Origin of the sequence: Streptomyces sp. NPDC058685 (genome assembly GCF_042714725.1) — a bacterium.
Taxonomy (GTDB): domain Bacteria; phylum Actinomycetota; class Actinomycetes; order Streptomycetales; family Streptomycetaceae; genus Streptomyces.
The window spans coordinates 41,093-65,519 of record NZ_JBHXSL010000025.1 but is presented as its reverse complement, the minus strand read 5'-3'; the positions used below and the strand labels follow the sequence as shown (position 1 = coordinate 65,519).

Genomic DNA, 24,427 nt, shown 5'->3' with positions numbered 1-24,427 from the left:
GGGGGGGCCGGGCGGGGGGCGGTGGCGTCGCTGGGGGCGCGCGCGGGGGGGGCGGGGGGGGGGGGCGGGGCGCGCCGCCGGCCCCCCCCCCCCCCCCCCCGCTTGGTGGTGTCTTCAGGGCGTCAGACGGCGAGCGCCTGGGCCCGGCGCTTCACCTCCGTGCCGCGATTCTCGCTGAGCGCCTGCGCGGGGGTGCCGGGCAGGGTCGGGTCGGGGGTGAAGAGCCACTCCAGCATCTCTTCGTCGGAGAAGCCGTCGTCCCGCAGGAGCGTCAGGGTGCCGGAGAGGCCCTTGACGACCTTCTCGCCGCTGATGAAGGCGGCGGGAACCTGGAGCACCCGGTTCTCACCTCGGCGCACCGCGATCAGCTGGCCCTCCTTGACCAGCTGCCGGACGCGCGTCACCTCGACATCGAGCATTTCCGCGATGTCGGGGAGGGTGAGCCAGGCGGGGACGAGAGCATCGATCTTTGCGTCAATCTCGGTCACAGGACAAGCCTGCCATCTGGGACCGACAGTGGGTAGCGCTGCCCCGCGCACCGACGCCCCGATCAGCCCGGAATCGGGGAGAATATGCAGGTCAGCGGGGAACTGTCGGGAGAGAGCCTGCTCACAGCGAAGCGGCCTTCAGAGGGACCGAGGGGTCCGCGGCCGCCGTCGGATCCAGCCGCGTGCCCGTCGTGGCGAGTTTGCGGCCCTGCGCCAGATCGCGCGGCCTGCCCACCGCGAGCAGCGCGACGAGCGCGCCCTCCCGCAGCCACAGCACCGACCAGGAGGCGCCCGTCGGGTCCCCGCGCCACACCATCGTGTCGGCGACCGCGTGGTGGCCCACGTACTGCACGAACCGGCCGAACTGCTCGGACCAGAAGTACGGGACGGGGTCGTAGATCTGGGCGGGGTCGCCGAGGTCCTCCGCGATGATGTTCGCGGCGACCGTGCGCGGCCCCTGGAGGGCGTTGTCCCAGTGGTGCACGAGCAGCCGCTGCCCGTAGCGGGCGGACGGGAAGGAGGCGCAGTCGCCGACGGCGTACACACCGGGTAGCGAGGTGCGCAGGTACTCGTCGGCGGTGACCGCGCCGTCCGGACCGAGCGCGATGCCGGAGCCGGTGAGCCATCGGGTGGCGGGCCGTGCCCCGATGCCGACGACGACGGCCCCGGCGGCGAGCCGCCTGCCGTCCGAGAGAACCACCGTGCCGGGCTCGATCTCCTCCACCCGGGAGCCCGTGAGCAGTTCGATGCCGTACTCCGCGTACCAGTCCGTCATCGAGGCGGCGACCTCGGCGGGCAGCGCGCCGGCGAGCGGGCGCTCCGCGGCCTCGACGACGGTGACCGTGCAGCCGGCCTCGCGGGCCGCCGTCGCGAACTCCGCACCGATCCAGCCCGCGCCGACGACGACGATGTCGTGCTGCCGGGCGAGCACGGGACGCAGCCGGGCGGCGTCGTCGAGCGTGCGCAGCAGATGGACGCCGGGCACCGACGCGGCCCCGGGCAGATGGACGGGTTCCGCGCCGCTGGCGAGGACCAGGATGTCGTACGGGACGGGTCCGGCCTCGGTGTCCAGTTCGCGCTCCTTGGGCCGGACGCCGGTCACCTCACAGCCGAGCCGCAGCCCGATGCCGAGAGCCTCGAAATCGACGTCGAAGGCCGAGTCCTCGGCCTTGCCGAGGAGGACGGCCTTGGACAGCGGGGGCCGGTCGTAGGGCTGATGGGGTTCGGCGCCGATGAGGGTGACCGGGCCGGTGAAGCCCTGTTCGCGCAGGGCCACGGCGGTCTGCACGCCCGCCATCCCGGCTCCGACGACGACCACGCGCCGCGCCTGCTGTGTCTGCTGCTCGCTCACCCGTCAACCTTACGCATCCGGAGACCTCGACTGACAGTCCGTCAGGACAGTGGCTGCTCCACGACGCTCGTCCCGCTGCCCTCCTGCGACTCCCACTCCCAGCTCTCCTCCAGGCGCAGTCTGCCGTCCGGCAGCTCGGCGACCGTCGAGACACAGTGCCCGGAGGCGGTACGGCCGTCGGTCCTCAACTGCACGTAGCGGAAGTCGATCCGGTCCCCCTGACGGGTGCCCACCAGATGACCGCGGACCACGTCGCCGCCCGCGTACTCGGCCCAGATGTGCCCGTCCCGCTCGTGGTACGTGACGCGGGTACGGGTGCCGACCTGGCCGGGAGCCTGGTCCGCGACCGGCACCAGGACGACTCCGTCGAGAGACCCCGCCATCAAAACACCTCCTGTACCGCAGGCCTTGGGAAGCCGTCGCTCCCTTAACCCGACACCGGGCCCGGGGTTAGGGTGGCCACCGTAAGACACTCGCGGGAGTCCGGACGCACCGGGCTGAGAGGGAGGCTGGACGGCCTCCGACCGTACGAACCTGATCCGGGTCATGCCGGCGAAGGGAGGGGCTGGACGCCCATGTCGCGTATCCCAGAAACGCGCGCCTCAGACGTTCTCGTCGTCGGGGGCGGAATCATCGGACTGGTCACGGCCTGGCGTGCGGCCCAGCGCGGACTGGCCGTCACCATCGCCGATCCGGAGCCGGGCGGCGGTGCGGCGCAGGTCGCCGCGGGCATGCTCGCCGCCGTCACCGAACTGCACTACGGCGAGCAGACGCTGCTCGCGCTCAACGTCGCGTCGGCACAGCGCTATCCGGCGTTCGTCGCCGAGCTGGAGGAGACGAGCGGACAGCGCGTCGGCTACCGCGCCTGCGGGACGCTCGCCGTCGCGCTCGACGCCGACGACCGCGCCCATCTGCGGGAACTGCACGCCCTGCAACGGCGTTCCGGACTCGCCTCGGAGTGGCTGACCGGCCGTGAGTGCCGGCGCCTGGAGCCGATGCTCGCGCCCGGTGTCCGCGGCGGTCTGCGGGTGGACGGCGACCACCAGGTCGACCCGCGCCGCCTCGCGTCCGCGCTGGTCACGGCGTGCGAGAGGGCGGGAGTGGTCTTCCGTCACGGCTGGGCGGAACGGCTGTCGGTCACGGGCGACCGGGCGACCGGTGTCGTCCTCGCCGACGGCGAGGAGCTCACCGCCGACCAGGTGGTGCTCGCCGGCGGCAGCCTGAGCGGCAGGCTGAACGGGGTCCCGGCGGATGTGCTGCCTCCGGTCCGTCCGGTGAAGGGCCAGGTGCTGCGGCTGACCGTGCCGCCCGCGTACGCGCCCTTCCTGTCCAGGACGGTCCGCGCGGTGGTCCGCGGCAGCGATGTCTATCTGGTGCCGCGCGAGAACGGCGAGCTGGTCGTCGGCGCGACCAGCGAGGAACTGGGCTGGGACACCACGGTCACCGCGGGCGGTGTGTACGAGCTGCTCCGCGACGCCCATGAGCTGGTGCCCGGCATCACGGAGCTGCCGCTCACCGAGACCCGTGCCGGGCTGCGCCCCGCCTCCCCCGACAACGCGCCGCTGCTCGGCCCGACCGCGCTGCCCGGTCTGCACCTGGCCACCGGTCACCACCGCAACGGGGTCCTCCTGACGCCCGTCACCGGCGATGTGATGGCCGTGGTCCTGGTCTCCGGCTCACTCCCCGACGAGGCCCGCGCCTTCACACCTCGCCGCTTCTCCGCCGTCTCCCAGGAGCAGCCCGCATGAACGTCTCCGTCAACGGCGAGACCAGGATGCTCGCCACCGGAACCACACTCGACACGCTGGTCACGGAGCTGACCGCCGCCCGGTCCGGCGTCGCCGCCGCCGTCAACGAGGCGGTGGTCCCGCGCAGCGCATGGGCGGGCACCCTGCTCGACGACGGCGACCGGGTCGAGGTCCTCACCGCAGTCCAGGGAGGCTGATCAGCCATGGCCGACGACCGTCTCACCATCGGTGACACCACCTTCAACTCCCGGCTGATCATGGGCACCGGCGGTGCGCCCAGCCTCGACGTCCTGGAACGCTCCCTGATCGCGAGCGGAACCGAACTCACCACCGTCGCGATGCGCCGCCTGGACCCGACGGTCCAGGGCTCCGTGCTCTCCGTCCTGGACCGGCTCGGCATCCGCGTCCTGCCCAACACGGCCGGCTGCTTCACCGCGGGCGAGGCCGTCCTGACCGCCCGGCTCGCGCGCGAGGCACTCGGGACGGACTGGGTGAAGCTCGAGGTCGTCGCGGACGAGCGCACGCTGCTGCCCGATCCCATCGAGCTGCTCGACGCGGCGGAAACCCTGGTCGACGACGGGTTCACGGTCCTGCCGTACACGAATGACGACCCGGTGCTCGCGCGGAGGCTGGAGGACGTGGGCTGCGCGGCGATCATGCCATTGGGCTCGCCCATCGGCTCCGGCCTCGGCATCCGCAACCCGCACAACTTCCAGCTGATCGTCGAGCACGCGCGCGTACCGGTGATCCTGGACGCGGGCGCGGGCACGGCGTCCGACGCGGCGCTGGCGATGGAGCTGGGCTGCACGGCGGTGATGCTGGCGTCGGCGGTCACCCGCGCGCAGGAGCCGGTCCTGATGGCGGAGGCGATGCGGCACGCGGTGGAGGCGGGCCGCCTGGCACACCGGGCGGGCCGCATCCCCCGCCGCCACTTCGCCGAGGCATCGTCACCCCAGGACGGCCGCGCCCACCTGGACCCGGAACGCCCGGCGTTCTGACGGGACGGAAAGTCTGCCGGCGGGACCGCATCCGGCCCCGCCGGGAGCGAGGCGGGCGGGGACCGCATCCGAGGCACGGGGACGACATCCAGCCCCGCCGGCGATTGAGGCGCGCGGGGCCGCACCAGACCCCGCCGGCGATCGAGGCAGGGGGACACCATCAAGCCCGGCCGGCGATTGAGGCACGGGGACGACATCAGGCCCGGCCGACGGTCGAGGCACGGGGACGACATCCAGCCCCGCCGGCGGTTGAGGCGCGCGGGGCCGCACCAGGCCCCGCCGGCGATCGAGGCACGGGGACACCATCAAGCCCCGCCGGCGATTGAGGCGCGGGGGTCCGGGGGCAGCGCCCCCGCAAGGTGCCGCACCCGCCCAGCCTGGCCCCATGCCGCACAGGCTTCGTCCTCGAACGCCGGGCGGTCTGATATCGCCCTCCCCACGCAGGGGCCGAGCTCATGCCCGGCCCGACGATCGAGGCCCAGGGACGATTTCCGGCCGCGCCCGTGATTGAGGCGCGACCCCCCGAACGCCACCGCCCCACAACGCCCCGCACCCGTCCCCCTCCGCCCGTCCCGACGCCCGTCCCCCGTCGAAAGCCGGTCGCGGCGGACCGGCCCCGCACAAGCGCGTCTGCTGTCACAGCTCGGCTGCAGTACGGCTCCGGTCCCGCCCCGGGACGTCAGGGGTGTCCGGGGTGACTCGTAGAATCTCCGCGTGGACACGACCCTCAAGGACCCCCTCGTCGGGCAGCTGCTCGACGGCCGCTACCGCGTCGACGCGCGTATCGCCGTCGGCGGTATGGCCACGGTCTACCGGGCGGTCGACACCAGACTCGACCGGGAGCTCGCCCTCAAGGTGATGCACCCGGCCCTCGCCACGGACGCCTCCTTCGTGGAGCGCTTCATCCGCGAGGCCAAGTCCGTCGCCCGGCTCTCCCACCCCAATGTGGTGGGGGTCTTCGACCAGGGCGCCGAAGGTGCGTACGTCTATCTGGCCATGGAGTACGTGGCGGGCTGCACCCTGCGCGACGTCCTGCGCGAGCGCGGCGCGCTCCAGCCGCGGGCCGCGCTGGACATCCTGGAGCCCGTGCTCGCCGCGCTCGGCGCGGCCCACCGGGCCGGGTTCGTCCACCGGGACATGAAGCCGGAGAACGTGCTGATAGGGGACGACGGCCGGGTCAAGGTCGCCGACTTCGGCCTGGTGCGCGCGGTCGGCTCCGTCACCAGCACCACCGGCACCGTCCTCGGCACCGTCTCCTACCTCGCCCCGGAGCAGATCGAGTACGGCACGGCCGACACCCGCGCCGATGTGTACGCATGCGGTGTCGTCCTGTACGAGATGCTGACCGGCGGCAAGCCGCACTCCGGCGACACCCCGGCCCAGGTGCTCTTCCAGCATCTGAACGAGGACATTCCGGCGCCCTCCGCACTCGTCCCGGGCCTCGCCGTCGAGCTCGACGAGCTGGTCGCGAGCGCCACCGCCCGCAATCCCGAGATCCGCCCGTACGACGCGGTGGCCCTGCTCGCCCTGGTCCGTGAGGCCCGTGCCGCGCTCGGCGACGATCAGCTGGACCTGGTGCCGCCGCAGGCCCTCCAGCAGGAGCCGCCGACGTACGCGACCGGCGCGGACGCCGGCCCCGATGAGCGTACGGACGTCATCCCCCGTGTGCCGCCCGGCGACGAGCCGCAGGTCAACCACACGACGCGGATGGCCATGCCGCCCGCTCCTCCGCAGCACCGCCCGGACCGCACCGGCCGCTCCCGTGTGCCACGGCGCGGTGTCGTCGCGATCCTTGTCGCCGTCTTCCTGGTGCTCGGCGCCGGCGCCGGCGTCTGGTACATCAATTCCGGACAGTTCACCCGCGTCCCGGCCCTGATCGGCAAGTCCGAGAAGGAGGCCCGGCAGGAGCTCAAGGACGCCGGCCTCGATGTGAAGACCGTCAAACGCGACTTCAGCGAGACGGTCGACCGCGGCTCGGTCATCAACAGCGACCCCGGCACCAACGAACGCATCCGCGGCAACGGCTCGGTGACGCTCGTCGTCTCGCGCGGGCCGAAGATCGTCCGGGTCCCCGACGTCGGCGGCGACCCGCTCGCCACGGCCGAGAGCAAGCTCAAGAAGGCCGGGCTCGCGCCCGGGGTGGTCACCAAGGAGTTCAGCGAGGACGTGCCCCAGGGCCGTGTCGTCAGCACCGAGCCGGCGGCCGGTGCCCGGCGCAGCCCGGACTCCGCGGTCGCGATCGTCGTCAGCAAGGGCTCCCCCGTCGAGGTCCCGGGCGTGATCGGCGACTCCGTCGAGGACGCGACCGGCGCGCTGGAGGACGCCGGCTTCACGGTCAAGGTCGCCCCCGCGCAGGTCAACTCCCCGGAGGAGGCGGGCACCGTCGCCCGCCAGTCGGCGGCCGAGGGGGCCGAGCTGGCCTCCGGCGACACGATCACGCTGACCGTCTCCAAGGGACCGCGCTCGATCGACGTCCCCGATGTCGTCGGGATGAGCGTCGACGAAGCCACCGCCGAGCTGGAGGACGCGGGCTTCGAGGTGGACGTCGAGAAGGCCTTCCCCTTCCTGGGCGACACCGTCGAGAGCCAGTCCCCGGCCGCGGACGGCAAGGCGCCCGAGGGCAGCACGATCACCATCAAGACCAAGGGAATCTAGCCACAGATGCGCAACCCCGTCGGCGGCCACGTCCCCGTGGCCGGCGGACTCGCCAAGGTCGGTCTCGGATACGCGACGGAGCTGCGGGCGGAGACCGTCCAGGTCTTCGTCGCCAATCCGCGGGGCTGGGCGACGCCGCCGGGCAATCCCGCGCAGGACGAGCTGTTCCGCTCGGAGTGCGCCGCCGCGGACATGCCGGCGTACGTCCATGCTCCGTATCTGATCAACTTCGGTTCCCACACCGAGGCGACCGTCGAGCGGTCCGTGGACTCGTTGCGCCACTCGCTGCGCCGCGCCCGTGAGATAGGCGCCCTGGGCGTCGTGGTGCACACCGGGTCGGCGACGGGCGGGCGGCCGCGGGAGGTGGCGCTTGCGCAGGTGCGCGAACGGATGCTGCCGCTGCTGGACGAGCTGACGCACGACGACGATCCGTTCCTGCTGCTGGAGTCGACGGCCGGGCAGGGGTTCTCACTCTGCTCGCGGACCTGGGACTTCGGGCCGTACTTCGCCGCTCTGGACGCCCATCCCCGACTGGGGGTCTGTCTGGACACCTGCCATCTGTTCGCGGCAGGACACGACCTGGCGGCACCGGGCGGCATGGTGCAGGCGCTGGACCTGCTCGTGGAGACGGTCGGCGAGGGGCGCCTCAAGCTGATCCACGCCAACGACTCGAAGGATGTGGCGGGCGCCCACAAGGACCGTCACGAGAACATCGGCGCGGGTCACATCGGCGAGGAGCCGTTCCGGGAGCTCATGCGCCACCCGGCGACCGAGGGCGTACCGCTGATCATCGAGACCCCGGGCGGCAAGGAGGGCCACGCCGCGGACGTGGCCCGGCTGAAGGCACTCCGCGACTGACCGTCTCGGGCGCCCTGCGCCCTGAACGACGACAGACCTCAAGGGCTGTCGTCGTGCGCCCTCCGGGGATGACGGGACGGCCCTCAGAGTTCGGGGCCGTCCCCCGGCTCCTCCTGGTAGGAGTAGCGCTGCTCCCGCCAGGGATCGCCGAGGTTGTGATAGCCCCGTTCCTCCCAGAAGCCACGCCGGTCGTCGGTCATGTACTCGACGCCGCGGACCCACTTGGGCCCTTTCCAGGCGTAGAGATGCGGCACGACAAGACGCAGGGGGAAGCCGTGCTCGGCGGTGAGCAGTTCACCGTCCTTGTGGGTGGCGAAGATCGTGCGCTCCGAGGTGAAGTCGGCCAGCCGCACATTGGCGCTGTAGCCGTACTCGGCCCAGACCATGACGTGAGTGACGTTCGCGGCCGGCGGCGCGAGGGCGACCAGTTCGCGGGCGGGAACACCACCCCATTCGGCCCCCAGCATGCTGAACTTCGTCACGCAGTGCAGATCGGCGACGACCGACGAGAAGGGCAGTGCCGAGAACTCCTCGTGGTTCCAGCAGTGTTTGTCGCCGTCGGCCGTGGCGCCGAAAACCCTGAACTCCCAGCGGTCCGGCTTGAACTTGGGTACGGGCCCGTAGTGGGTGACCGGCCAGCCTCGCTGCAGTCGCTGACCCGGCGGAAGCTCGGACTCCTCTGATGCGCGGTATTCCCGGCTTTCCGGCTGACCCATGTCTTCAATGGTGACAGACCGCATGGGGTGGTCATGACCAGGTCTGGCCCGATTCGGGCAACTCCTACTAAGGAGGCACTTACTGGACGGGCTGACGGACGCGATGGAAGGATGCGCCCACTTGCCCCGGTACCAAGCGCGGAAGGAGCCTCTGCGATGCAGGGCGACCCCGAGGTCATCGAGTTCCTCAACGAGCAGCTGACCGCCGAATTGACCGCGATCAACCAGTACTTCCTGCACGCGAAGATGCAGGAGAACTTCGGCTGGACGAAGCTTGCCAAGTACACCCGGTCGGAGTCGTTCGACGAGATGAAGCACGCGGAAGTGCTCACCGACCGGATTCTCTTCCTCGACGGACTTCCGAACTACCAACGCCTGTTCCACGTACGCATCGGCCAGACCGTCACCGAGATGTTCCAGGCGGACCGGCAGGTCGAGGTGGAGGCGATCGACCGTCTCCGGCGCGGTATCGACATCATGCGCGCCAAGGGTGATGTCACGTCCGCGAACATCTTCGAGTCGATCCTCGAGGACGAGGAGCACCACATCGACTATCTCGACACCCAGCTGGACCTGATCGAGAAGCTCGGTGAGCCCCTCTACATCGCGCAGCTGATCGAGCAGCCCGACAGCTGACGTACGCCGGGGGCGGCGGTCGCGCGCCGGGTGCGGCGGTCCAGGACCCTGTCGGGTCTCCGCGCCCCAGGTGAGCGTGAAGGGCGGAAGGGCTAGGCGGCTTCGTCCAGCTCCGCGAGGCCGGCCGTGAGAGCGGGCTTGCCCTGCTCCAGCAGCTCACGCCGCGGGCACGTGCCCCTGCCGAGGATCGACTGGATCGTCCGCACGCACGAGCCGCAGTCGGTGCCCGCCTTGGAGGCGGAGGCGATCTGACGGGGGGTGCAGGCACCCGCGTCCGCGTGCTCCTTGACCTGCTTCTCGGTGACGCCGAAGCATGAGCATACGTACACGCGGTTCACCTCCAGGCCGGTCGGTCGTCTGCCTCCGATTGCTCGGTGAGGCTAACCTAACCTTACCCGTCGTGGCCAGCCTGGAAAAGCGGTGTGGGGCGCGGATCACATCGATCCGCGCCCCACAGCCGTACTCACAAGATCACTGGTCGCGGTACATCTCCGCCACCAGGAACGCCAGGTCCAGGGACTGGCTGCGGTTCAGTCGCGGGTCGCAGGCCGTCTCGTAGCGCTGGTGCAGATCGTCGACGAAGATCTCGTCGCCGCCGCCCACGCACTCGGTGACGTCGTCACCGGTGAGCTCGACGTGGATACCGCCCGGGTGCGTGCCCAGGGCCTTGTGGACCTCGAAGAAGCCCTTGACCTCGTCGAGCACGTCATCGAAACGCCGGGTCTTGTGGCCGGACGCCGCCTCGAAGGTGTTGCCGTGCATCGGGTCGGTCACCCAGGCCACCGTCGCACCGGACGCGGTGACCTTCTCGACCAGCTCGGGGAGCTTGTCGCGGACCTTGTCGGCGCCCATGCGGACGACGAAGGTCAGCCGGCCGGGGTCGCGCTCCGGGTCGAGCTTGTCGATGTACTGCAGGGCGTCGTCGACCGTGGTCGTCGGGCCGAGCTTCACACCGATGGGGTTGCGGATGCGCGAGGCGAACTCGACGTGCGCGCCGTCCAGCTGCCGGGTGCGCTCACCGATCCAGACCATGTGGCCGGAGGTGTTGTAGAGCCGGCCGGTCCGCGAGTCGGTACGGGTCAGCGCGCCCTCGTAGTCGAGCAGCAGCGCCTCGTGGGAGGAGTAGAACTCGACCGTGCGGAACTCCGCCGGGTCGGTGCCACAGGCCTCCATGAAGTTCAGCGCGTTGTCGATCTCCCGCGCGAGCTGCTCGTAGCGCTGACCCGACGGGGACGACTTCACGAAGTCCTGGTTCCAGGCGTGCACCTGGCGCAGATCCGCGTAACCACCGGTGGTGAAGGCGCGCACCAGGTTCAGCGTCGCCGCGGACGCGTTGTACATCCGCTTCAGGCGCTCGGGGTCCGGGATACGGGCCGCTTCGGTGAACTCGAAGCCGTTGACGGAGTCGCCCCGGTAGGTGGGGAGCGTCACGCCGTCGCGGGTCTCGGTCGGCTTGGAGCGCGGCTTGGAGTACTGGCCGGCGATACGGCCGACCTTCACCACCGGCACGGAGGCCGCGTAGGTCAGCACCGCTCCCATCTGGAGGAGCGTCTTCAGCTTGTTGCGGATGTGGTCGGCGGACACGGCGTCGAAGGCCTCGGCGCAGTCGCCGCCCTGGAGCAGGAACGCCTCGCCCTTGGCGACGGCTCCCATCCGGGCACGCAGCTGGTCGCACTCGCCCGCGAAGACGAGCGGCGGATACGACTCGAGGTCCGCGATCACATCGCGCAGAGCCTCGGCATCGGGGTACTCGGGCTGCTGCGCCGCGGGCAGGTCTCGCCAGGTGTTGCCACCGGCGGGGGTGTTTTTGGCGTTCACGGTCACACCGACCACAGTACGGGGTTGCCGCCGGGCCGTTTCCGTCCGCCCAGCAAATGAGACGAGAAGTCCAGCAATTCTCATGCGGTAGGGTTCCGGACATGCTGACGCACTCGATCCAGAACTGGTGGTGGACCGCACATCCGGCGGCCCACTGACTGATCGCGTGCGAGTAGGAATCGCGAAGGCCGCCCGAGGGGCGGCCTTCGGTGTTTCCGGGAATCGGCCGTTCCTCCCACTCGGAAGGAACACCGGATGCCCCTCGCCCGACTGCTGGACGACGACTGCCCTCCCTTCGCCCTGCTCCGCAGGCGCACCCCCGGCCGCGACCACGACACCGTCGAGGTACTGACCGGCTCGGTGCACGAGGCGCGGGCGCTCGCCGACATCCCCGTCACCGACCGTCCCTCGCTCGCCCTCGTGCCGTTCCGGCAGATCCGGGAGCGCGGCTTCGACGTGCGCGACGACGGCACGCCGCTGAGTGTGCTGGTCGCCGACGAGTACACGGAGATGCCGCTCTCCGAGGCGCTGGAGAGACTTCCCGCGCACCCGGTCCGGGTGGAGGGGGGTGCCTTCGACGTGGACGACAGGGCGTACGCGGACATCGTCCGGCGGGTCGTCGAGGAGGAGATCGGCAGCGGCGAGGGAGCGAACTTCGTCATCCGCCGTACCTACACGGGCAGCATCCCGGGCTTCGGCCGGGCCGACGCGCTCGCCCTGTTCCGGCGGCTGCTGGCCGCCGAGCGCGGGGCGTACTGGACCTTCGTGGTGCACACCGGAGAGCGCACGCTCGTCGGCGCCAGCCCCGAGGTGCATGTGCGGATGAGCGGCGGGACGGTCGTGATGAATCCGATCAGCGGCACCTTCCGCTATCCCCCCGAGGGCCCGACCCCGGAGGGACTGCTCCGGTTCCTGGACGACCGCAAGGAGCGCGAGGAGCTCTCGATGGTCGTGGACGAGGAGCTGAAGATGATGTGCACGGTCGGGGACATGGGCGGCGTGGTCGTCGGTCCGCGGCTCAAGGAGATGGCCCATCTCGCGCACACCGAGTACGAGTTGCGCGGTCGGTCCTCGCTCGACGTGCGGGAGGTGCTGCGGGAGACGATGTTCGCGGCGACCGTCACCGGGTCCCCCGTACAGAACGCGTGCCGGGTCATCGAGCGGCACGAGGTGGGCGGCCGCGGCTACTACGCCGGCGCGCTCGCCCTGATCGGCACGGACGCGGGCGGAGCGCAGACCCTCGACTCCCCCATCCTGATCCGCACGGCCGACATCGACGCCCGGGGAGCCCTGCGGGTGCCGGTGGGGGCGACCCTGGTGCGGCACTCCGACCCGGAGGGCGAGGTCGCCGAGACCCATGCGAAGGCGGCCGGTGTACTGGCCGCGCTGGGGGTACGACCGGGGCGGCCCCGGGAGGACGCCGAGCGTCCCCGGCTCGCCGACGACCCCCGGGTGCGCGCCGCGCTGGACGCCCGCCGGGCCGACCTCGCGCCGTTCTGGCTGCGGATGCAGGAGCGCAGCGCCGATCTGACCGGCGACGCGCTGGTGATCGACGGGGAGGACACCTTCACCGCGATGCTGGCGCATCTGCTGCGCTCGACGGGTCTCACCGTGACGGTGCGCCGGTACGACGAGCCCGGCCTCCGGGAGACGGCACTGCGTCACCCGGGGCCGGTGGTGCTCGGACCCGGTCCCGGCGATCCGGCGAACGCCACCGATCCGAAGATGCGCTTCCTGCGGTCGCTCACCGCCGATCTGCTGCGCGATCACCGCCACGGCCTGCTGGGCGTGTGTCTGGGCCATGAGCTGATGGCCGCGGAACTGGGCCTGGAGATCGTCAGGAAGGACGCGCCGCACCAGGGGGCGCAGGAGCGGATCGACTTCTTCGGGCGGGAGGAGACGGTGGGCTTCTACAACAGCTTCACCGCGCGGTGCGACGAGCGGACCGCGGCCGAGCTGGCGATGCACCGTGTAGAGCTGAGCCGGGACGAGGTGAGCGGCGATGTGCACGCGATGCGCGGGCCGGGCTTCGCGGGCCTTCAGTTCCATCCGGAGTCGGTGCTCACGATGGACGGCGCGGCGCTGACGGCGACGATGATCGCGGGCGTACTGGTGGGCTAGTGCCGTCCGGGGAGGACGGGAGTCAGGTCGCCGGGGTGGCCGTGCCGTGGGTGCGGAAGGTGCGCCGGTAGATGTCCGGCGGTACCCCGAGGGCACGGTGGAAGTGCCGGCGCAGGGTGGCCGCGGTGCCCATCCCCGTACGGGCGGCGATGAGTTCGATGCTGTCGTCGGTGGTCTCCAGGAGTTCCTGGGCCCGGTGGATGCGCTGGGTGTGCAGCCAGCGCAAGGGAGTGGTGCCCGTGGCCGCGGTGAAGCGACGGGTGAGGTTCCGGGTGCTCATGTTCACCTGTCGGGCCAGGTCGGGCACGGTCAACGGCTCGTCCAGCCGCTCGCTCACCCAGTGCAGCAGGTCCGCGAACGCGTGGCCGGTGTCGGCGATCGCCGGCACCGCCGCGAACTGCGCCTGACCGCCTGCCCGGCGGGCCGGGACCACCAGCCGGCGTGCCAGGGCGTTGGCGACCGCGGCGCCGTGGTCGGCGGTGACGATGTGCAGGCACAGATCCATGCCGGCGGCCTTGCCGGCCGAGGTCAGCACGGTCCGGTCGTCGATGTAGAGGACGTCCGGGTCGACCTCGACACGGGGATAGCGGGCCGCGAGCGCTGCGGTGTGCTCCCAGTGCGTGGTGGCGCGGCGGCCGTCCAGCACGCCGGCGGCGGCGAGCACGAACGCCCCGGTGCACAGGGACACCAGTCGGGCCCCGCGCTCATGGGCCGCACGCACGGCGTCCACGAGGTCGGCCGGCGGGTCGGCCTCGACGTCGCCGCACGCGGGGACGATGACGGTGTCCGCCTCCGCGAGGGCGTCGTAGTCGTGGGGCGTGTCGAGCCTCAGCCAGCTGCCCAGCCACGCCTGGGCGGGCCCGCAGACACGGAAGTCGTACCAGGAATCGGTGAGTTCGCGGTCGACGCCGAACACCTCGCAGGCAGCGGCGGCCTCGAACAGCATGGCCCCGTCGTAGAGCGCCAGCACCACGGATCTCATGTCCGAAAGTGTACGCATCTCGTCGTTTCGGCCACTCGTGGTCGGCGTCCGGGCCCGTGAGCATGGCCGCATGAACACACATCACCGGACGGTCGCGGTCGTCGGAGCCTATGGACACACCGCTGCCTTCGTCGTCGCGGAACTGCGCCGACGCGGCCTCACCCCTCTCCTCGTCGGCCGGGACTCCGCCAGGCTGGACGCCGCAGCCACGGGCCGTCCGGGGACCGTGACCCGGGTCGTGGCCCTCGACGAGCCGGCGTCGCTGGATCGCGCGCTGGCAGGCGCGGACGCGGTCATCAACTGCGCGGGTCCGTTCGCCGTCACGCTGCTGCCCGTCATCGACGCGGCCCTGCGCGCGGGCATCCCGTACCTGGACGTGGCCGCGGAACAGGCCGCGATCCTGGAGGCGTTCCGGCTGCGGGACCGGCGGGCCCGCGAGGCGGGGGTGGTGGTCCTCCCGGCGATGGCGTTCTACGGCGGGCTGGGCGACCTGCTGGCCGGTGCGGCGATCGGCGACTGGCCGGACGCCGACGAGATCACGGTCGCGATCGCGCTCGACAGCTGGCAGCCGACGGAGGGGACACGCAGGACCGCGCGGAGCAACGCCGGGCGGAAGCTGGCCTTCACCGGTGGCCGCCTCACCGCGCCCGAGGACCCGCCCCGCTCGTACTCCTGGCGGTTCCCGGAACCCATGGGTGTCCAGCGGGTCGTCGAGCTCTCCACTGCCGACCAGGTCACCATCTCCCGCCATCTGCGCGTCCCGGAGATCCGGGTCTGCATCAACGAGGCGCCCCTGCGCGATCTGAGCGACCCGGCGACGCCGCCGCCCACGGCCGTGGACTCCGACGGGCGCTCGGCACAGACCTTCGTCGTCGACGTGGTGGCGCGCAGGGGCGGCGCCGCCCGCCGAGCGACGGCGTCCGGCCGGGACATCTACGCGGTGAGCGCGCCCCTCGTCGTCGAGGCCGCGACGCGGATCATGGACGGCCGGGTCGACCGGACCGGGGTGGCGGCCGCGGGGGAACTCTTCGACGCCGCGGACTTCCTGGGAGCGCTCGACCCCCTGCATCTGACCTTCGGCGCGCCCGGCCGGGTGGAGCAGCCGGTCTAGGCAGTACCGGGAGGCGCGGCGGGGACCAGGACGTTCTCGCTGTGCCGCCCCGCCGCGTAGTCGTCGACGTTGCGCACCGTCGCGTCGACGATCTGGCCGACCGCGTCCTCGGTGTAGTACGCCTGGTGCGAGGTGACCAGCACGTTCGGGAAGGTGACCAGCCGCGCCAGGGTGTCGTCCTGGAGCGGCTCCAGGGACTTGTCGAGGAAGAAGAGCCCGGCCTCCGCCTCGTACACGTCCAGGCCCACGCCCGTGAACCGGCCTTTGCGCAGCTCCGTGACGAGGGCGTCCGTGTCGACGAGACCGCCGCGGCTGGAGTTGACCAGGATCGCGTCGTCCTTCATCGCCCGCAGCGCGTCCCGGCCGATGAGGTGCTGTGTCGCGGGCAGCAGCGGCAGATGGAGGCTGATCAGATCGGACGCGGCCAGCAGTTCGTCCTTGTCGACGTACCGCATGCCGAGCTCGACGCACGCGGGGTTCTCGGCGATGTCCCAGCCGAGGAGGTGCATGCCGAAGCCGTGGGCGATCCTGGTGAACGCCTCGCCGATCTTGCCGGTGCCGAGCACCCCGGCCGTACGGCCGCGCAGATCGCGGCCCATCAACCCGTCGAGGCGGAAGTCGAATTCGCGGGTGCGGCCCGAGGCCCGCACGATCCGCCGGTTGACGGCCATGGCCAGCGTCCAGGCGAACTCCGCGACGGAGTACGGCGAGTAGGAGGAGACCCGGGCGACGGTGAGGCCGAGCTCCTCGGCCACATCGAGGTCGATGTTGTTGAAGCCGGTGGAGCGCTGAGCGATCATCGAGGTGCCGCCCGCCGCCAGCAGCCGGAGCACACGGGCGTCGAGGATCGCGTTGACGCTGGTGGAGATCGCCTCGTGGCCGGCCGCGATGGGCGCGGTGTCCTCGGTGAGGAAGACGTCGAGGCAGTGGATGTCGTGGTGTCCCGCGAAGGCCCTTTCCAGCAGCGGCCTCTCGTCGGCCTGCACACCGAAGGCAAGGATCTCCACGGATTCTCCCGGAACGCGTGACATATGAGCTATGGGCCGGATATCGCGAATATACGGCCCACAGCCCAGCCGTGCCGGTCTGCGCGGGTGATCGAGGTTGGGGCCGGACCGTCAGCCGAAGAAGACGCCGACCTCCTCGTAGAGCTTGGGGTCGACCGTCTTCAGCTTGGCGGTGGCCTCGGCGATCGGCACCCGCACGATGTCCGTGCCCTGGAGCGCGACCATCTTGCCGAAGTCACCGTCGCGCACGGCCTCGATGGCGTGCAGTCCGAAGCGGGTGGCCAGCCAGCGGTCGAAGGCGCTCGGGGTGCCACCGCGCTGGACATGGCCGAGGACCGTGGTGCGGGCCTCCTTGCCGGTGCGCCTCTCGATCTCCTTGGCCAGCCATTCGCCGACGCCGGAGAGCCGGACATGCCCGAAGGAGTCGAGCGAACCGTCCTTGAGGACCGCGTCGCCGTCCTTCGGCATGGCGCCTTCGGCGACCACGACGATCGGGGCGTAACTGGCCTTGAAACGCGAGGTCACCCAGGTGCAGACCTGGTCGACGTCGAAGCGCTGTTCCGGGATGAGGATGACGTTGGCCCCGCCCGCCAGGCCCGAGTGCAGGGCGATCCAGCCGGCGTGCCGGCCCATCACCTCGACGACCAGGACCCGCATGTGCGACTCGGCAGTGGTGTGGAGCCGGTCGATCGCCTCGGTCGCGATGCCGACGGCGGTGTCGAAACCGAAGGTGTAGTCGGTGGCGGACAGGTCGTTGTCGATGGTCTTGGGTACGCCGACGCACTTGATGCCGTACTCGTCGTGCAGCCGGGCGGCCACGCCGAGGGTGTCCTCGCCGCCGATCGCGATCAATGCGTCGACCTCCGCCTTGGCGAGGTTCTCCTTGATACGGCGGATGCCGTTCTCCGCCTTGAGGGGATTGGTGCGGGAAGAGCCGAGAATGGTGCCGCCCCGGGGCAGGATGCCGCGCACGGCCGGGATGGCGAGCGGGACCGTGTCACCTTCCAGCGGCCCGCGCCATCCGTCTCGGTAGCCCACGAACTCGTACGCGTATTCCTGAACGCCCTTGCGGACGATGCCACGGATGACCGCATTGAGGCCGGGGCAGTCGCCGCCCCCGGTCAGTACTCCGACGCGCATGGAAAACTTCCCTTCGCCTGATGAGCCCTAGGACCGTCACGCTAATGGTGATCCAGGTCACTGCGGGATGGGAGGGAAGGTCAATTCCTGTACGGGATGCGGTGTTTGAGCCGCACCGCCTGTCCGGTTTCACTCGTACGAGGGTCGCCCCGGCGGCGGTACGTCCGCCTCAGGCGTCGTCGAGTCCCCGCTCGATCGCGTACCGCACCAATTCGACGCGGTTGTGCAGTTGAAGCTTGCCGAGCGTGTTCTGCACATGGTTCTGCACGGTGCGGTGGGAGATGACGAGCCGCTCGGCGATCTGCTTGTACGACAGCCCCTTGGCGACCAGGCGCAGCACCTCGGTCTCGCGGTCGGTCAGTTGAGGCGCCTTGGGCTCGTCGCCGCCGGAAGCGGGAACGGGTTCGGAGGCGAGCCGACGGTACTCGCCGAGCACGAGGCCCGCGAGGCCCGGCGTGAAGACCGGGTCGCCGACGGCCGTACGCCGCACCGCGTCGGTGAGCTCTTCGGTACTGGCCGACTTGAGGAGATAGCCGGTCGCGCCGGACTTCACCGCCTCCAGGACGTCCGCGTGCTCCCCGCTCGCCGACAGCACCAGGACCCGCAGCCCGGGGCGGGAGCCGACGAGCTCCTTGCACACCTGGACACCCGGCATACCGGGAAGGTTGAGGTCGAGGACGAGGACGTCGGGACCGGCCGCGTGGGCCCGGCGGACCGCCTGGGGGCCGTCGCCGGCCGTCGCCACCACCTCGAATCCCGCGGCGGTCAGATCGCGCGCGACCGCGTCCCGCCACATCGGGTGGTCGTCGACGACCATCACCTTGATCGTCTGCTGGTCCGTCTGCTGGTCCGTCATGAGCGTGCCTTCCCCCGTGGAATCTTCAGTTCGACTTCTGTGCCCTGGCCCGGGACCGAGATCAGTTCGGCCGTGCCGCCCAGGTCCCGCAGCCGCCCGCGGATGGAGAGGGCGACTCCGAGCCGGCCCTCACCCTCCGCCTGGGCGAGACGGCCCTCCGGAATGCCCGGGCCGTCGTCCCGGACCGTCACGACGACCTCGTCCGGCCAGTCCTCGACGAGGATCCAGGTCCGGGCGTCCTGACCGGCGTGCTGACGGACATTGTCCAGGGCGGCACCGACAGCGGCGGCTAGTTCGGTGGCGGAGGCGGCCGGCAGCAGCACCGGAGCGCCCGGCTCGGAGAGCGTGACCCGCGATCCCGCGTGCCGGGCGAGCAGCGAGCGCAGATCGTACTCGTCGGGCGTGCCGTCCGGTTCGTCGTCCTCGACGGTGCGCACCACGGCGCCGAGCGAGGCGTCCTCGGAGGCGCGGGTCGCGGGCACCAGACCGCTGGAGACCAGCGTCCGCAGGGCGACTTCCTGCTCCCCCGCCATCCGTCCGAGGTCCGCGGCCTCACCGCCGATGGCGGCGCCGCGGCGCTGCACCATGGCCAGCACCTGAAGCACGCTGTCGTGGATGTCGCGGGCGAGACGCTCGCGTTCCCGTGTCGCGGCCTCGATCTCCAGCGCGCGGGCGAGCGTGCGTTCCGAGGCCCGGGCGACCTCGACGACGTAACCGATCGCGATGGAGGCGATCCAGACCAGCAGGACGTTGTGGAAGGTGTCCCGGCTCGGTTCGCCCCGCTCGATGATGTTGGCGACCGCGACGAAGGAGGACGCGACGGCGGCCCATCGCCAGCCGCCCTTGATGGCGAAGGCGAGGACGGAGCCTGCCGTCCATATCGACGGCAGGGTGGGGCCGTCGATCTGCTGCGCGTGGGTGTCGGCGAGCGGTGTCAGCAGGATGCCGGTGAGCGCGACGGCGAGGTCGGCGACGAGGAAGGGTTTGGTGCAGCGGGCCGCGCTGGAGACCTGGGGCAGCGTGGCCAGCGTCCAGACGCCCATCACCGCCAGGAACACGATCGCCACCCACGGGCGCTCGAACTTGTCGGGTATGAAGACGAGCAGCAGTACCGCATAGATCATCGTCAGTACGCGATAGCCGGCGAGCGCACGCCACAGCGGCAGCTCCACCGACATCCGTACGACCCGTTCGCGCTTGACCATGTCCCCCACCCCGGTCCGGACGACGCCCGCCAGTGCCTCGGCCGGCAATGTCTGCCCGACAGGGCAAGCATTGCCGGGAGCGGCACTAGGCCGCCGACCGGTCCGTCGTCTCCGCCTGCTGCTCGGCCTTCGCCTTCGCCGCCGCCTTCGCCGCCTTCTCCGCGTCGGCGATCTGCCGCTTGGCGGCGGTGGCGTAGATGTCGACGTACTCCTGGCCGGACAGCTTCATGATCTCGTACATGACCTCGTCGGTCAGCGAGCGCAGGATGAAGCGGTCGCTCTCCATGCCGCGGTAACGGCTGAAGTCGAGCGGTTCGCCGATCCTGATCCCCGGGCGCATCAGCTTCGGGACCACCTTGCCGGGCGGCTGGATCTTCTCGGTGTCGATCATGGCCACCGGGATGACCGGTGCACCGCTGGCGAGCGCCACCCGGGCGAGACCGCCCGGTTTGCCGCGGTAGAGCCTGCCGTCCGGGGAGCGGGTGCCCTCCGGGTAGATGCCGAACAGGCCACCGGCCTCCAGGACGTCGAGACCGGCCTTGATCGCCGCCTCACCGGCGCCCCGCGCGCCCGAGCGGTCGACCGGGAGCTGGCCGACACCCTTGAAGAAGGCGGCGGTCAGCTTGCCCTTGACACCGGGCGAGGTGAAGTACTCGGCCTTGGCGATGAAGGTGACCTTGCGGTCGAGCATCGTCGGCAGGAAGAAGGAGTCCGAGAAGGACAGATGGTTGCTCGCGAGGATCGCCGGGCCGTCGACGGGAATGTTCTCGAGGCCCTCCACCCAGGGCCGGAAGGCAAGCTTCAGCGACCCTCCGATGGAGAACTTCATGGCACCGTAGATCAACTCGAATTCCTCCTGTTGCTGTCGAACAGACCTTAACCCGACGCAGGCCGGGGATCCCCGCGTCGGCGGGCTTACGGGCCTGGTCGGTGTCGGTCCGGTCGCGTACGGTGAGGTACACCCTTCGAGCTTCATGCACAGAACAGGAGACCCCGGTGCCGGTGCTTCCCGGAGCCGAGCCGTACCGCCACGAGGGCGGAGAGGTCGGCGTTCTTCTCTGTCACGGATTCACCGGCTCCCCCCAGTCGCTGCGCCCCTGGGCCGAGTTTCTGGCGGAGCGCGGACTGACCGTGTCGCTGCCGCTGCTCCCCGGGCACGGCACCCGCTGGCAGGACATGCAGCTCACCGGCTGGCAGGACTGGTACGCGGAGGTGGACCGCGAGCTGCGTGAGCTCGCCGGACGGTGCAGCCATGTCTTCGTCATGGGGCTCTCCATGGGCGGTGCGCTCACCCTGCGGCTCGCCGCCAAGCACGGTGACGCGATCAGCGGTGTCGTCGTGGTGAACCCGGCGAACAAGGTGCACGGCCTCTCCGCGTACGCCCTGCCGGTGGCCCGCCACCTGGTGCGCACGACGAAGGGGCTGACGAACGACATCGCCAAGGAAGGCATGGACGAGGTCGGGTACGACCGGGTGCCACTGCACGCGGCGCACTCCCTGCGCCAGTTCTTCCGGCTGGTCGACGGTGAGCTGCCGCAGGTGACGCAGCCGATGGTGCTGCTGCACAGCCCGCAGGACCATGTGGTGCCGCCGATGGACTCGGCCAGGATCCTCAGCCGGGTCTCCTCGACCGATGTTCAGGAGATCCTGCTGGAACAGAGCTACCACGTGGCGACGTTGGACCACGATGCGGAGCGGATTTTCGAGGAGAGTTACGCGTTCATCGGCCGGCTCGCTCCGAGTGTCGGGAAGAAAGGGAGCACCACCGGTGGCTGAGCAGCACGACGCGGACCGCGAGCCGCAGCCGATCGACGAGGAAGCGGCCTGGGCCGCCATCGTGGCGGGGTACGGCGACGAGCCGGTGGACCCGCCGGGCGCCAAGCCCTTCAAGTCCGTCGACGACCTCGCTCTCCTGGAGAGCGAGGTGAACGAGACGCCGAAGACCGCGAAGGCCGAGCGGGAGCCCGATCCCGACCCGGACGCGGACCAGCCGGTGCTGGGCAGCTCGGTCACCTTCGCGCCCGGCGTCGGCGGCCCTCGGGACTACGGTCTCGCCGAGGCCAAGGAGGACGACCTCGACGAGAGCGACGAGGGTCACTTCGTGCCCCCGGAGCCGCCGCCGCTGCCGGAGGCGGACGTCACCGCCAAGTTCGCCTGGCTCGCGGTGGTCGGCGGACCGCTGCTGATGCTGGTCGCGGTGCTGCTCCAGTGGGACATGACCTGGTGGCTGACGACGATCTGCGTGGGCGGCTTCCTGGGCGGCTTCGCCACCCTGGTGGCCCGCATGGCGCACGGCGACGACGAGGACGAGGACGACCCGGGCCGCGGAGCGGTGGTCTGAGCGGTACGGGGCCGTCGCGGATCGCGAGGCCCGTCCCGTCCGTCAGGCGGGACCCGCCGTCGGGATTCTGAGCGCGGCCAGCACCGGCAGATGATCGGTGGCCGCGCTCAGGTCGGCCGTGGTGACTCCCGGCAGGTCCAGCGGCACACCGCAGCCCAGCACCTCGATCCCCGCACTGGCGAAGATCGCGTCGATCCGCTGGTGCGGACGGTCCGGTGTCGAGGTGTACTCACCGCCCCAGGGTGCGACCGCCCAGGCGTCCTGGAGCTCGCGGGCGAGCCGGGTGAAGCTCCGCCCGGTGGGCCGCTCGTTGATGTCACCGGCCGTGATCGTGTACGGCACGTCCATGGCGGCGAGCCGCTCCAGCAGCATCCCGGTCTGGGCCAGCCGCTCGTCCGTCTGCAGGCTCAGATGGCAGCTGAGCAGACCGACGCGGGCGCCGGCGAACCGTACGACCGCGGTGGCGAAACCGCGCCGGTGCAGTCCGGGCGTCAGCGGAAGCAGCACGTCCTCCGTGCGCTCCACGGTCGCGCGCAGTGAGCACATCAGCAGCGGGCCCGCGGCGGTCGCGCCGCCGCCGAGCACCACGAGATCGGTCTTGGCCGCGAGCCGCGCGGCGTGCTTGCGCCAGCGGAAGAAGCGCGGCGCCTCCTGGACGAACACGAGGTCGGGTTCGCACGCCCGGATCACCCGGGCGAGCGCTTCCTCGTCGTCCCGCAGGGAGCGGATGTTGTAGCTGAGCACCCGGATCACGGCCGACCCGTCGGGTTCGGTGCGGGAGTTGGGCAGTGCGGTGATCGCCATGCCAGCACGATACGACGGTGCGGGGGGTGTTCCCGGGCTCCGCCGCGAGCTGTGCGCGGCTGTCGCGGGACCGGCCGGACGCTCCGGCCCGTCCCGCGATCAGCAGCGGTGCGGAAGGGGCGGTTCTAGCCCTGTCGGGCCAGGTCCGCCGCGCCCACCAGGCCGGCCTTTCCGCCCAGTTGGGCGGCGAGGACCTGGGCGTGCGGACGCCACTGGCCGCCGATGAGCCAGCGGCGGAACGACTTGCGGATCGGGTCCAGGACCAGCTCACCCTCGTCCGAGACGCCACCGCCGACGATGAACGCCGAGGGGTCGAACAGCGAGGCCAGGTCGGCCAGGCCGGCGCCCGCCCAACGGGCCAGTTCGCGGAAGGAGTCGACCGCGACGGCGTCACCCTGCCGTGCGGCGGCGCTGATGTGCTTGCCCTCGATGCCGTCGATGGTGCCGTCGCCGAGGCCGAGGAGGATCTCCGCGTTCTCCGGTGTGGCGTTGGCACGCTGCTTGGCGTACCGGACGAGCGCACGGCCGGAGGCGTACTGCTCCCAGCAGCCCTGGCTGCCGCAGCCGCACAGCAGACCGTCCGGCACCACCCTGATGTGCCCGAATTCCGCGGCCACACCGAAGCGTCCGCGGCGCAGCTTGTTGCCGATGATGATGCCGCCGCCGAGACCGGTGCCGAGGGTGATGCAGATGACGTCCTCGTGGCCCTGGCCGGCGCCGAAGCGGTACTCGCCCCAGGCCGCGGCGTTCGCGTCGTTCTCGACGACCACGGGCATGCCGACGCGCTGCTCGACCTTGTCCTTCAGCGGCTCGTGCCGCCAGTGGATGTTGGGCGCGAAGAGGACCGTGGCTCGCTTGTCGTCGACGTATCCGGCGGCGCCGATGCCGACGGCCTCGATGTCGTGCCCCTTGCCGGCTCCGGCGACGGCGGAGGAGATCGCGTCGACGATGCCTTCGGGGGTCGACGGGGTGGGCACCTTGTGCGTCTCGAGAATGGTGCCCTCTTCGTCGACCACGCCCGCCGCGATCTTGGTGCCGCCGATGTCGACGCCGATGGTGAGTCCCATGTGTCCCTCAGTTTTCGGTCGAGCCCCGCTACGGCAACCGTACCCGAGGGCGGGCGCCCGACCGGTCAGTCCAGGTCGATGTGCTCGCTCGGTCCGGGCCCGTCGTCACGCGGGTCCTCGGCGTCCTTGGGGGTGCGCGGATCCTGGGTCCAGCGCCGTTCGTGACCCTCGACCGCGGACCGGTAGGCGGCCAGCAGCTCACCGCCGGCGGCGGCCAGGTGGTCGAAGATCTGGGGGTTGCGCTCGATCACCGGCTCGACCGCGGCCTTCGCCTGGTCGACCAGCTGCTGCACGGCGCTCTGCGCGGCCATGCCGGGCAGCGAGCTCTGGAACCCGGCCACCTTGTCGGCGACGACGTCCAGGAGGCGGCGCAGTTCCTCGGAGGCGGACCCGGTGGGCTGACCGTACTGGGCGCGACGGCGGGCCTTCTCCGCCTCGAGGTCCTCCGCACACGCGTCGGCCCAGGCGTCGGCGTCGGCATCGACTGCGGGACGCTCGGTGGCATCACTCATGGCGTACTCCTGC

Annotated in this window: 26 protein-coding genes and 1 riboswitch; of the genes, 11 read left to right on the top strand and 15 right to left on the bottom strand. The window is 71.1% G+C overall.

What is annotated here, in order from left to right; translation table 11 throughout:
- Nucleotides 1–122 precede the first annotated feature (122 nt).
- The 3 genes from ACFWU3_RS20930 to ACFWU3_RS20920 all read right to left on the bottom strand — a co-directional run bounded on the left by ACFWU3_RS20930 (nucleotide 123) and on the right by ACFWU3_RS20920 (nucleotide 2,222).
- The gene (locus ACFWU3_RS20930) at nucleotides 123–488 is read right to left on the bottom strand and encodes an Rv2175c family DNA-binding protein (protein ID WP_313946845.1); all 366 of its coding nucleotides are present in this window, start codon (nucleotides 486–488) and stop codon (nucleotides 123–125) included.
- A gap of 121 nt (nucleotides 489–609) precedes the next feature.
- Nucleotides 610–1,839 (bottom strand): NAD(P)/FAD-dependent oxidoreductase, encoded by a 1,230-nt coding sequence (locus ACFWU3_RS20925; protein WP_384439476.1) that lies wholly within the window; start codon nucleotides 1,837–1,839, stop codon nucleotides 610–612.
- 41 nt (nucleotides 1,840–1,880) lie between these two features.
- Complete coding sequence (locus ACFWU3_RS20920; RefSeq protein ID WP_384439474.1) at nucleotides 1,881–2,222, bottom strand: hypothetical protein; 342 nt, start codon at nucleotides 2,220–2,222, stop codon at nucleotides 1,881–1,883.
- A gap of 82 nt (nucleotides 2,223–2,304) precedes the next feature.
- Nucleotides 2,305–2,417, top strand: a riboswitch (TPP riboswitch).
- Here ACFWU3_RS20920 and thiO point away from each other — a divergent pair.
- The 5 genes from thiO (at nucleotide 2,415) to ACFWU3_RS20895 (ending at nucleotide 8,098) form a co-directional block, all read left to right on the top strand.
- Nucleotides 2,415–3,587 carry a glycine oxidase ThiO gene (gene thiO / locus ACFWU3_RS20915; RefSeq protein WP_384439471.1) on the top strand — a complete coding sequence of 391 codons (1,173 nt, stop codon included), beginning with the start codon at nucleotides 2,415–2,417 and terminating at the stop codon, nucleotides 3,585–3,587. (Overlaps the previous riboswitch by 3 nt.)
- On the top strand, nucleotides 3,584–3,784 hold the full coding sequence (gene thiS, locus ACFWU3_RS20910) for a sulfur carrier protein ThiS (RefSeq protein ID WP_327684708.1): 201 nt from the start codon (nucleotides 3,584–3,586) through the stop codon (nucleotides 3,782–3,784). The genes thiO and thiS overlap by 4 nt, the downstream gene beginning before the upstream one ends.
- A gap of 6 nt (nucleotides 3,785–3,790) precedes the next feature.
- Nucleotides 3,791–4,585 (top strand): thiazole synthase, encoded by a 795-nt coding sequence (locus tag ACFWU3_RS20905; RefSeq protein WP_384439468.1) that lies wholly within the window; start codon nucleotides 3,791–3,793, stop codon nucleotides 4,583–4,585.
- A gap of 714 nt (nucleotides 4,586–5,299) precedes the next feature.
- Complete coding sequence (gene pknB / locus ACFWU3_RS20900; RefSeq protein WP_384439465.1) at nucleotides 5,300–7,240, top strand: Stk1 family PASTA domain-containing Ser/Thr kinase; 1,941 nt, start codon at nucleotides 5,300–5,302, stop codon at nucleotides 7,238–7,240.
- A 6-nt stretch (nucleotides 7,241–7,246) separates the two neighbouring features.
- On the top strand, nucleotides 7,247–8,098 hold the full coding sequence (locus tag ACFWU3_RS20895; protein ID WP_384439462.1) for a deoxyribonuclease IV: 852 nt from the start codon (nucleotides 7,247–7,249) through the stop codon (nucleotides 8,096–8,098).
- 83 nt (nucleotides 8,099–8,181) lie between these two features.
- Here the strand turns inward: ACFWU3_RS20895 and ACFWU3_RS20890 are convergent, their stop codons facing one another.
- Nucleotides 8,182–8,814 carry a sulfite oxidase-like oxidoreductase gene (locus ACFWU3_RS20890; protein WP_384439459.1) on the bottom strand — a complete coding sequence of 211 codons (633 nt, stop codon included), beginning with the start codon at nucleotides 8,812–8,814 and terminating at the stop codon, nucleotides 8,182–8,184.
- A gap of 156 nt (nucleotides 8,815–8,970) precedes the next feature.
- Here ACFWU3_RS20890 and bfr point away from each other — a divergent pair, with 156 nt between their 5' ends.
- The gene (gene bfr / locus ACFWU3_RS20885; protein WP_313946836.1) at nucleotides 8,971–9,450 is read left to right on the top strand and encodes a bacterioferritin; all 480 of its coding nucleotides are present in this window, start codon (nucleotides 8,971–8,973) and stop codon (nucleotides 9,448–9,450) included.
- 92 nt (nucleotides 9,451–9,542) lie between these two features.
- On the opposite strand, the gene ACFWU3_RS20880 is transcribed toward bfr, so the two are convergent.
- Together ACFWU3_RS20880 and ACFWU3_RS20875 are read right to left on the bottom strand one after the other, a co-directional pair.
- The gene (locus tag ACFWU3_RS20880; protein ID WP_313946835.1) at nucleotides 9,543–9,788 is read right to left on the bottom strand and encodes a (2Fe-2S)-binding protein; all 246 of its coding nucleotides are present in this window, start codon (nucleotides 9,786–9,788) and stop codon (nucleotides 9,543–9,545) included.
- 133 nt (nucleotides 9,789–9,921) lie between these two features.
- On the bottom strand, nucleotides 9,922–11,274 hold the full coding sequence (locus tag ACFWU3_RS20875) for a class II 3-deoxy-7-phosphoheptulonate synthase (RefSeq protein WP_384439455.1): 1,353 nt from the start codon (nucleotides 11,272–11,274) through the stop codon (nucleotides 9,922–9,924).
- A gap of 50 nt (nucleotides 11,275–11,324) precedes the next feature.
- On the opposite strand from ACFWU3_RS20875, the gene ACFWU3_RS20870 reads away from it, so the two are divergent.
- Nucleotides 11,325–11,426, top strand: coding sequence for a trp operon leader peptide (locus ACFWU3_RS20870; RefSeq protein ID WP_384439452.1), 102 nt, complete (start codon nucleotides 11,325–11,327; stop codon nucleotides 11,424–11,426).
- Nucleotides 11,427–11,523: 97 nt separating this feature from the next.
- Nucleotides 11,524–13,389, top strand: coding sequence for an anthranilate synthase family protein (locus ACFWU3_RS20865; RefSeq protein WP_384439450.1), 1,866 nt, complete (start codon nucleotides 11,524–11,526; stop codon nucleotides 13,387–13,389).
- Nucleotides 13,390–13,411: 22 nt separating this feature from the next.
- Here ACFWU3_RS20865 and ACFWU3_RS20860 read toward each other — a convergent pair whose 3' ends face one another.
- Nucleotides 13,412–14,371 (bottom strand): GlxA family transcriptional regulator, encoded by a 960-nt coding sequence (locus ACFWU3_RS20860; protein WP_384439447.1) that lies wholly within the window; start codon nucleotides 14,369–14,371, stop codon nucleotides 13,412–13,414.
- 70 nt (nucleotides 14,372–14,441) lie between these two features.
- Here ACFWU3_RS20860 and ACFWU3_RS20855 point away from each other — a divergent pair, with 70 nt between their 5' ends.
- Complete coding sequence (locus ACFWU3_RS20855) at nucleotides 14,442–15,482, top strand: saccharopine dehydrogenase family protein (protein WP_384439444.1); 1,041 nt, start codon at nucleotides 14,442–14,444, stop codon at nucleotides 15,480–15,482.
- Here ACFWU3_RS20855 and ACFWU3_RS20850 read toward each other — a convergent pair.
- The 5 genes from ACFWU3_RS20850 to ACFWU3_RS20830 form a co-directional block, all read right to left on the bottom strand.
- Nucleotides 15,479–16,489 carry a 2-hydroxyacid dehydrogenase gene (locus ACFWU3_RS20850; RefSeq protein WP_384439441.1) on the bottom strand — a complete coding sequence of 337 codons (1,011 nt, stop codon included), beginning with the start codon at nucleotides 16,487–16,489 and terminating at the stop codon, nucleotides 15,479–15,481. The genes ACFWU3_RS20855 and ACFWU3_RS20850 overlap by 4 nt on opposite strands.
- Nucleotides 16,490–16,600: 111 nt before the next feature.
- Nucleotides 16,601–17,629 (bottom strand): 6-phosphofructokinase, encoded by a 1,029-nt coding sequence (locus tag ACFWU3_RS20845; protein ID WP_313946829.1) that lies wholly within the window; start codon nucleotides 17,627–17,629, stop codon nucleotides 16,601–16,603.
- A gap of 169 nt (nucleotides 17,630–17,798) precedes the next feature.
- Nucleotides 17,799–18,485 (bottom strand): response regulator transcription factor, encoded by a 687-nt coding sequence (locus ACFWU3_RS20840; RefSeq protein WP_340472637.1) that lies wholly within the window; start codon nucleotides 18,483–18,485, stop codon nucleotides 17,799–17,801.
- Nucleotides 18,482–19,690: a MacS family sensor histidine kinase gene (gene macS, locus ACFWU3_RS20835; RefSeq protein WP_384439438.1), complete on the bottom strand. Its 1,209-nt coding sequence runs from the start codon at nucleotides 19,688–19,690 to the stop codon at nucleotides 18,482–18,484. The genes ACFWU3_RS20840 and macS overlap by 4 nt, the downstream gene beginning before the upstream one ends.
- Before the next feature lie 85 nt (nucleotides 19,691–19,775).
- A complete protein-coding gene (locus ACFWU3_RS20830; RefSeq protein WP_340472639.1) occupies nucleotides 19,776–20,534 on the bottom strand; it encodes a lysophospholipid acyltransferase family protein in 759 nt (252 codons plus the stop codon).
- Nucleotides 20,535–20,686: 152 nt separating this feature from the next.
- Here ACFWU3_RS20830 and ACFWU3_RS20825 point away from each other — a divergent pair, with 152 nt between their 5' ends.
- Together ACFWU3_RS20825 and ACFWU3_RS20820 are read left to right on the top strand one after the other, a co-directional pair.
- Nucleotides 20,687–21,466, top strand: coding sequence for an alpha/beta hydrolase (locus ACFWU3_RS20825; RefSeq protein WP_384439434.1), 780 nt, complete (start codon nucleotides 20,687–20,689; stop codon nucleotides 21,464–21,466).
- Complete coding sequence (locus ACFWU3_RS20820) at nucleotides 21,459–22,031, top strand: hypothetical protein (RefSeq protein WP_384439431.1); 573 nt, start codon at nucleotides 21,459–21,461, stop codon at nucleotides 22,029–22,031. Before ACFWU3_RS20825 ends, ACFWU3_RS20820 begins: the two co-directional genes overlap by 8 nt.
- 42 nt (nucleotides 22,032–22,073) lie before the next feature.
- On the opposite strand, the gene ACFWU3_RS20815 is transcribed toward ACFWU3_RS20820, so the two are convergent.
- The 3 genes from ACFWU3_RS20815 to ACFWU3_RS20805 all read right to left on the bottom strand — a co-directional run bounded on the left by ACFWU3_RS20815 (nucleotide 22,074) and on the right by ACFWU3_RS20805 (nucleotide 24,414).
- Entirely contained in the window at nucleotides 22,074–22,835 is a 762-nt protein-coding gene (locus ACFWU3_RS20815; protein ID WP_384439428.1) for an endonuclease/exonuclease/phosphatase family protein, read from the bottom strand.
- A 125-nt stretch (nucleotides 22,836–22,960) separates the two neighbouring features.
- Nucleotides 22,961–23,902: an ROK family glucokinase gene (locus ACFWU3_RS20810; RefSeq protein ID WP_384439425.1), complete on the bottom strand. Its 942-nt coding sequence runs from the start codon at nucleotides 23,900–23,902 to the stop codon at nucleotides 22,961–22,963.
- Nucleotides 23,903–23,967: 65 nt separating this feature from the next.
- Nucleotides 23,968–24,414, bottom strand: coding sequence for a DUF5304 domain-containing protein (locus tag ACFWU3_RS20805; RefSeq protein WP_384439422.1), 447 nt, complete (start codon nucleotides 24,412–24,414; stop codon nucleotides 23,968–23,970).
- Between the last annotated feature and the right edge of the window lie 13 nt (nucleotides 24,415–24,427).

Excerpts from the sequence above, each read along its gene's own strand:
- ACFWU3_RS20810 (WP_384439425.1), bottom strand. The coding sequence starts at position 23,902 with ATGGGACTCACCATCGGCGTCGACATCGGCGGCACCAAGATCGCGGCG.
- ACFWU3_RS20815 (WP_384439428.1), bottom strand. The coding sequence starts at position 22,835 with ATGGCGATCACCGCACTGCCCAACTCCCGCACCGAACCCGACGGGTCG.
- ACFWU3_RS20870 (WP_384439452.1), top strand. The coding sequence starts at position 11,325 with ATGAGACGAGAAGTCCAGCAATTCTCATGCGGTAGGGTTCCGGACATG.
- ACFWU3_RS20890 (WP_384439459.1), bottom strand. The coding sequence starts at position 8,814 with ATGGGTCAGCCGGAAAGCCGGGAATACCGCGCATCAGAGGAGTCCGAG.
- macS (WP_384439438.1), bottom strand. The coding sequence starts at position 19,690 with ATGGTCAAGCGCGAACGGGTCGTACGGATGTCGGTGGAGCTGCCGCTG.
- ACFWU3_RS20905 (WP_384439468.1), top strand. The coding sequence starts at position 3,791 with ATGGCCGACGACCGTCTCACCATCGGTGACACCACCTTCAACTCCCGG.
- ACFWU3_RS20845 (WP_313946829.1), bottom strand. The coding sequence starts at position 17,629 with ATGCGCGTCGGAGTACTGACCGGGGGCGGCGACTGCCCCGGCCTCAAT.
- ACFWU3_RS20855 (WP_384439444.1), top strand. The coding sequence starts at position 14,442 with ATGAACACACATCACCGGACGGTCGCGGTCGTCGGAGCCTATGGACAC.
- thiO (WP_384439471.1), top strand. The coding sequence starts at position 2,415 with ATGTCGCGTATCCCAGAAACGCGCGCCTCAGACGTTCTCGTCGTCGGG.
- bfr (WP_313946836.1), top strand. The coding sequence starts at position 8,971 with ATGCAGGGCGACCCCGAGGTCATCGAGTTCCTCAACGAGCAGCTGACC.
- ACFWU3_RS20920 (WP_384439474.1), bottom strand. The coding sequence starts at position 2,222 with ATGGCGGGGTCTCTCGACGGAGTCGTCCTGGTGCCGGTCGCGGACCAG.
- ACFWU3_RS20895 (WP_384439462.1), top strand. The coding sequence starts at position 7,247 with ATGCGCAACCCCGTCGGCGGCCACGTCCCCGTGGCCGGCGGACTCGCC.
- ACFWU3_RS20840 (WP_340472637.1), bottom strand. The coding sequence starts at position 18,485 with ATGACGGACCAGCAGACGGACCAGCAGACGATCAAGGTGATGGTCGTC.
- ACFWU3_RS20865 (WP_384439450.1), top strand. The coding sequence starts at position 11,524 with ATGCCCCTCGCCCGACTGCTGGACGACGACTGCCCTCCCTTCGCCCTG.
- ACFWU3_RS20860 (WP_384439447.1), bottom strand. The coding sequence starts at position 14,371 with ATGAGATCCGTGGTGCTGGCGCTCTACGACGGGGCCATGCTGTTCGAG.
- ACFWU3_RS20805 (WP_384439422.1), bottom strand. The coding sequence starts at position 24,414 with ATGAGTGATGCCACCGAGCGTCCCGCAGTCGATGCCGACGCCGACGCC.
- thiS (WP_327684708.1), top strand. The coding sequence starts at position 3,584 with ATGAACGTCTCCGTCAACGGCGAGACCAGGATGCTCGCCACCGGAACC.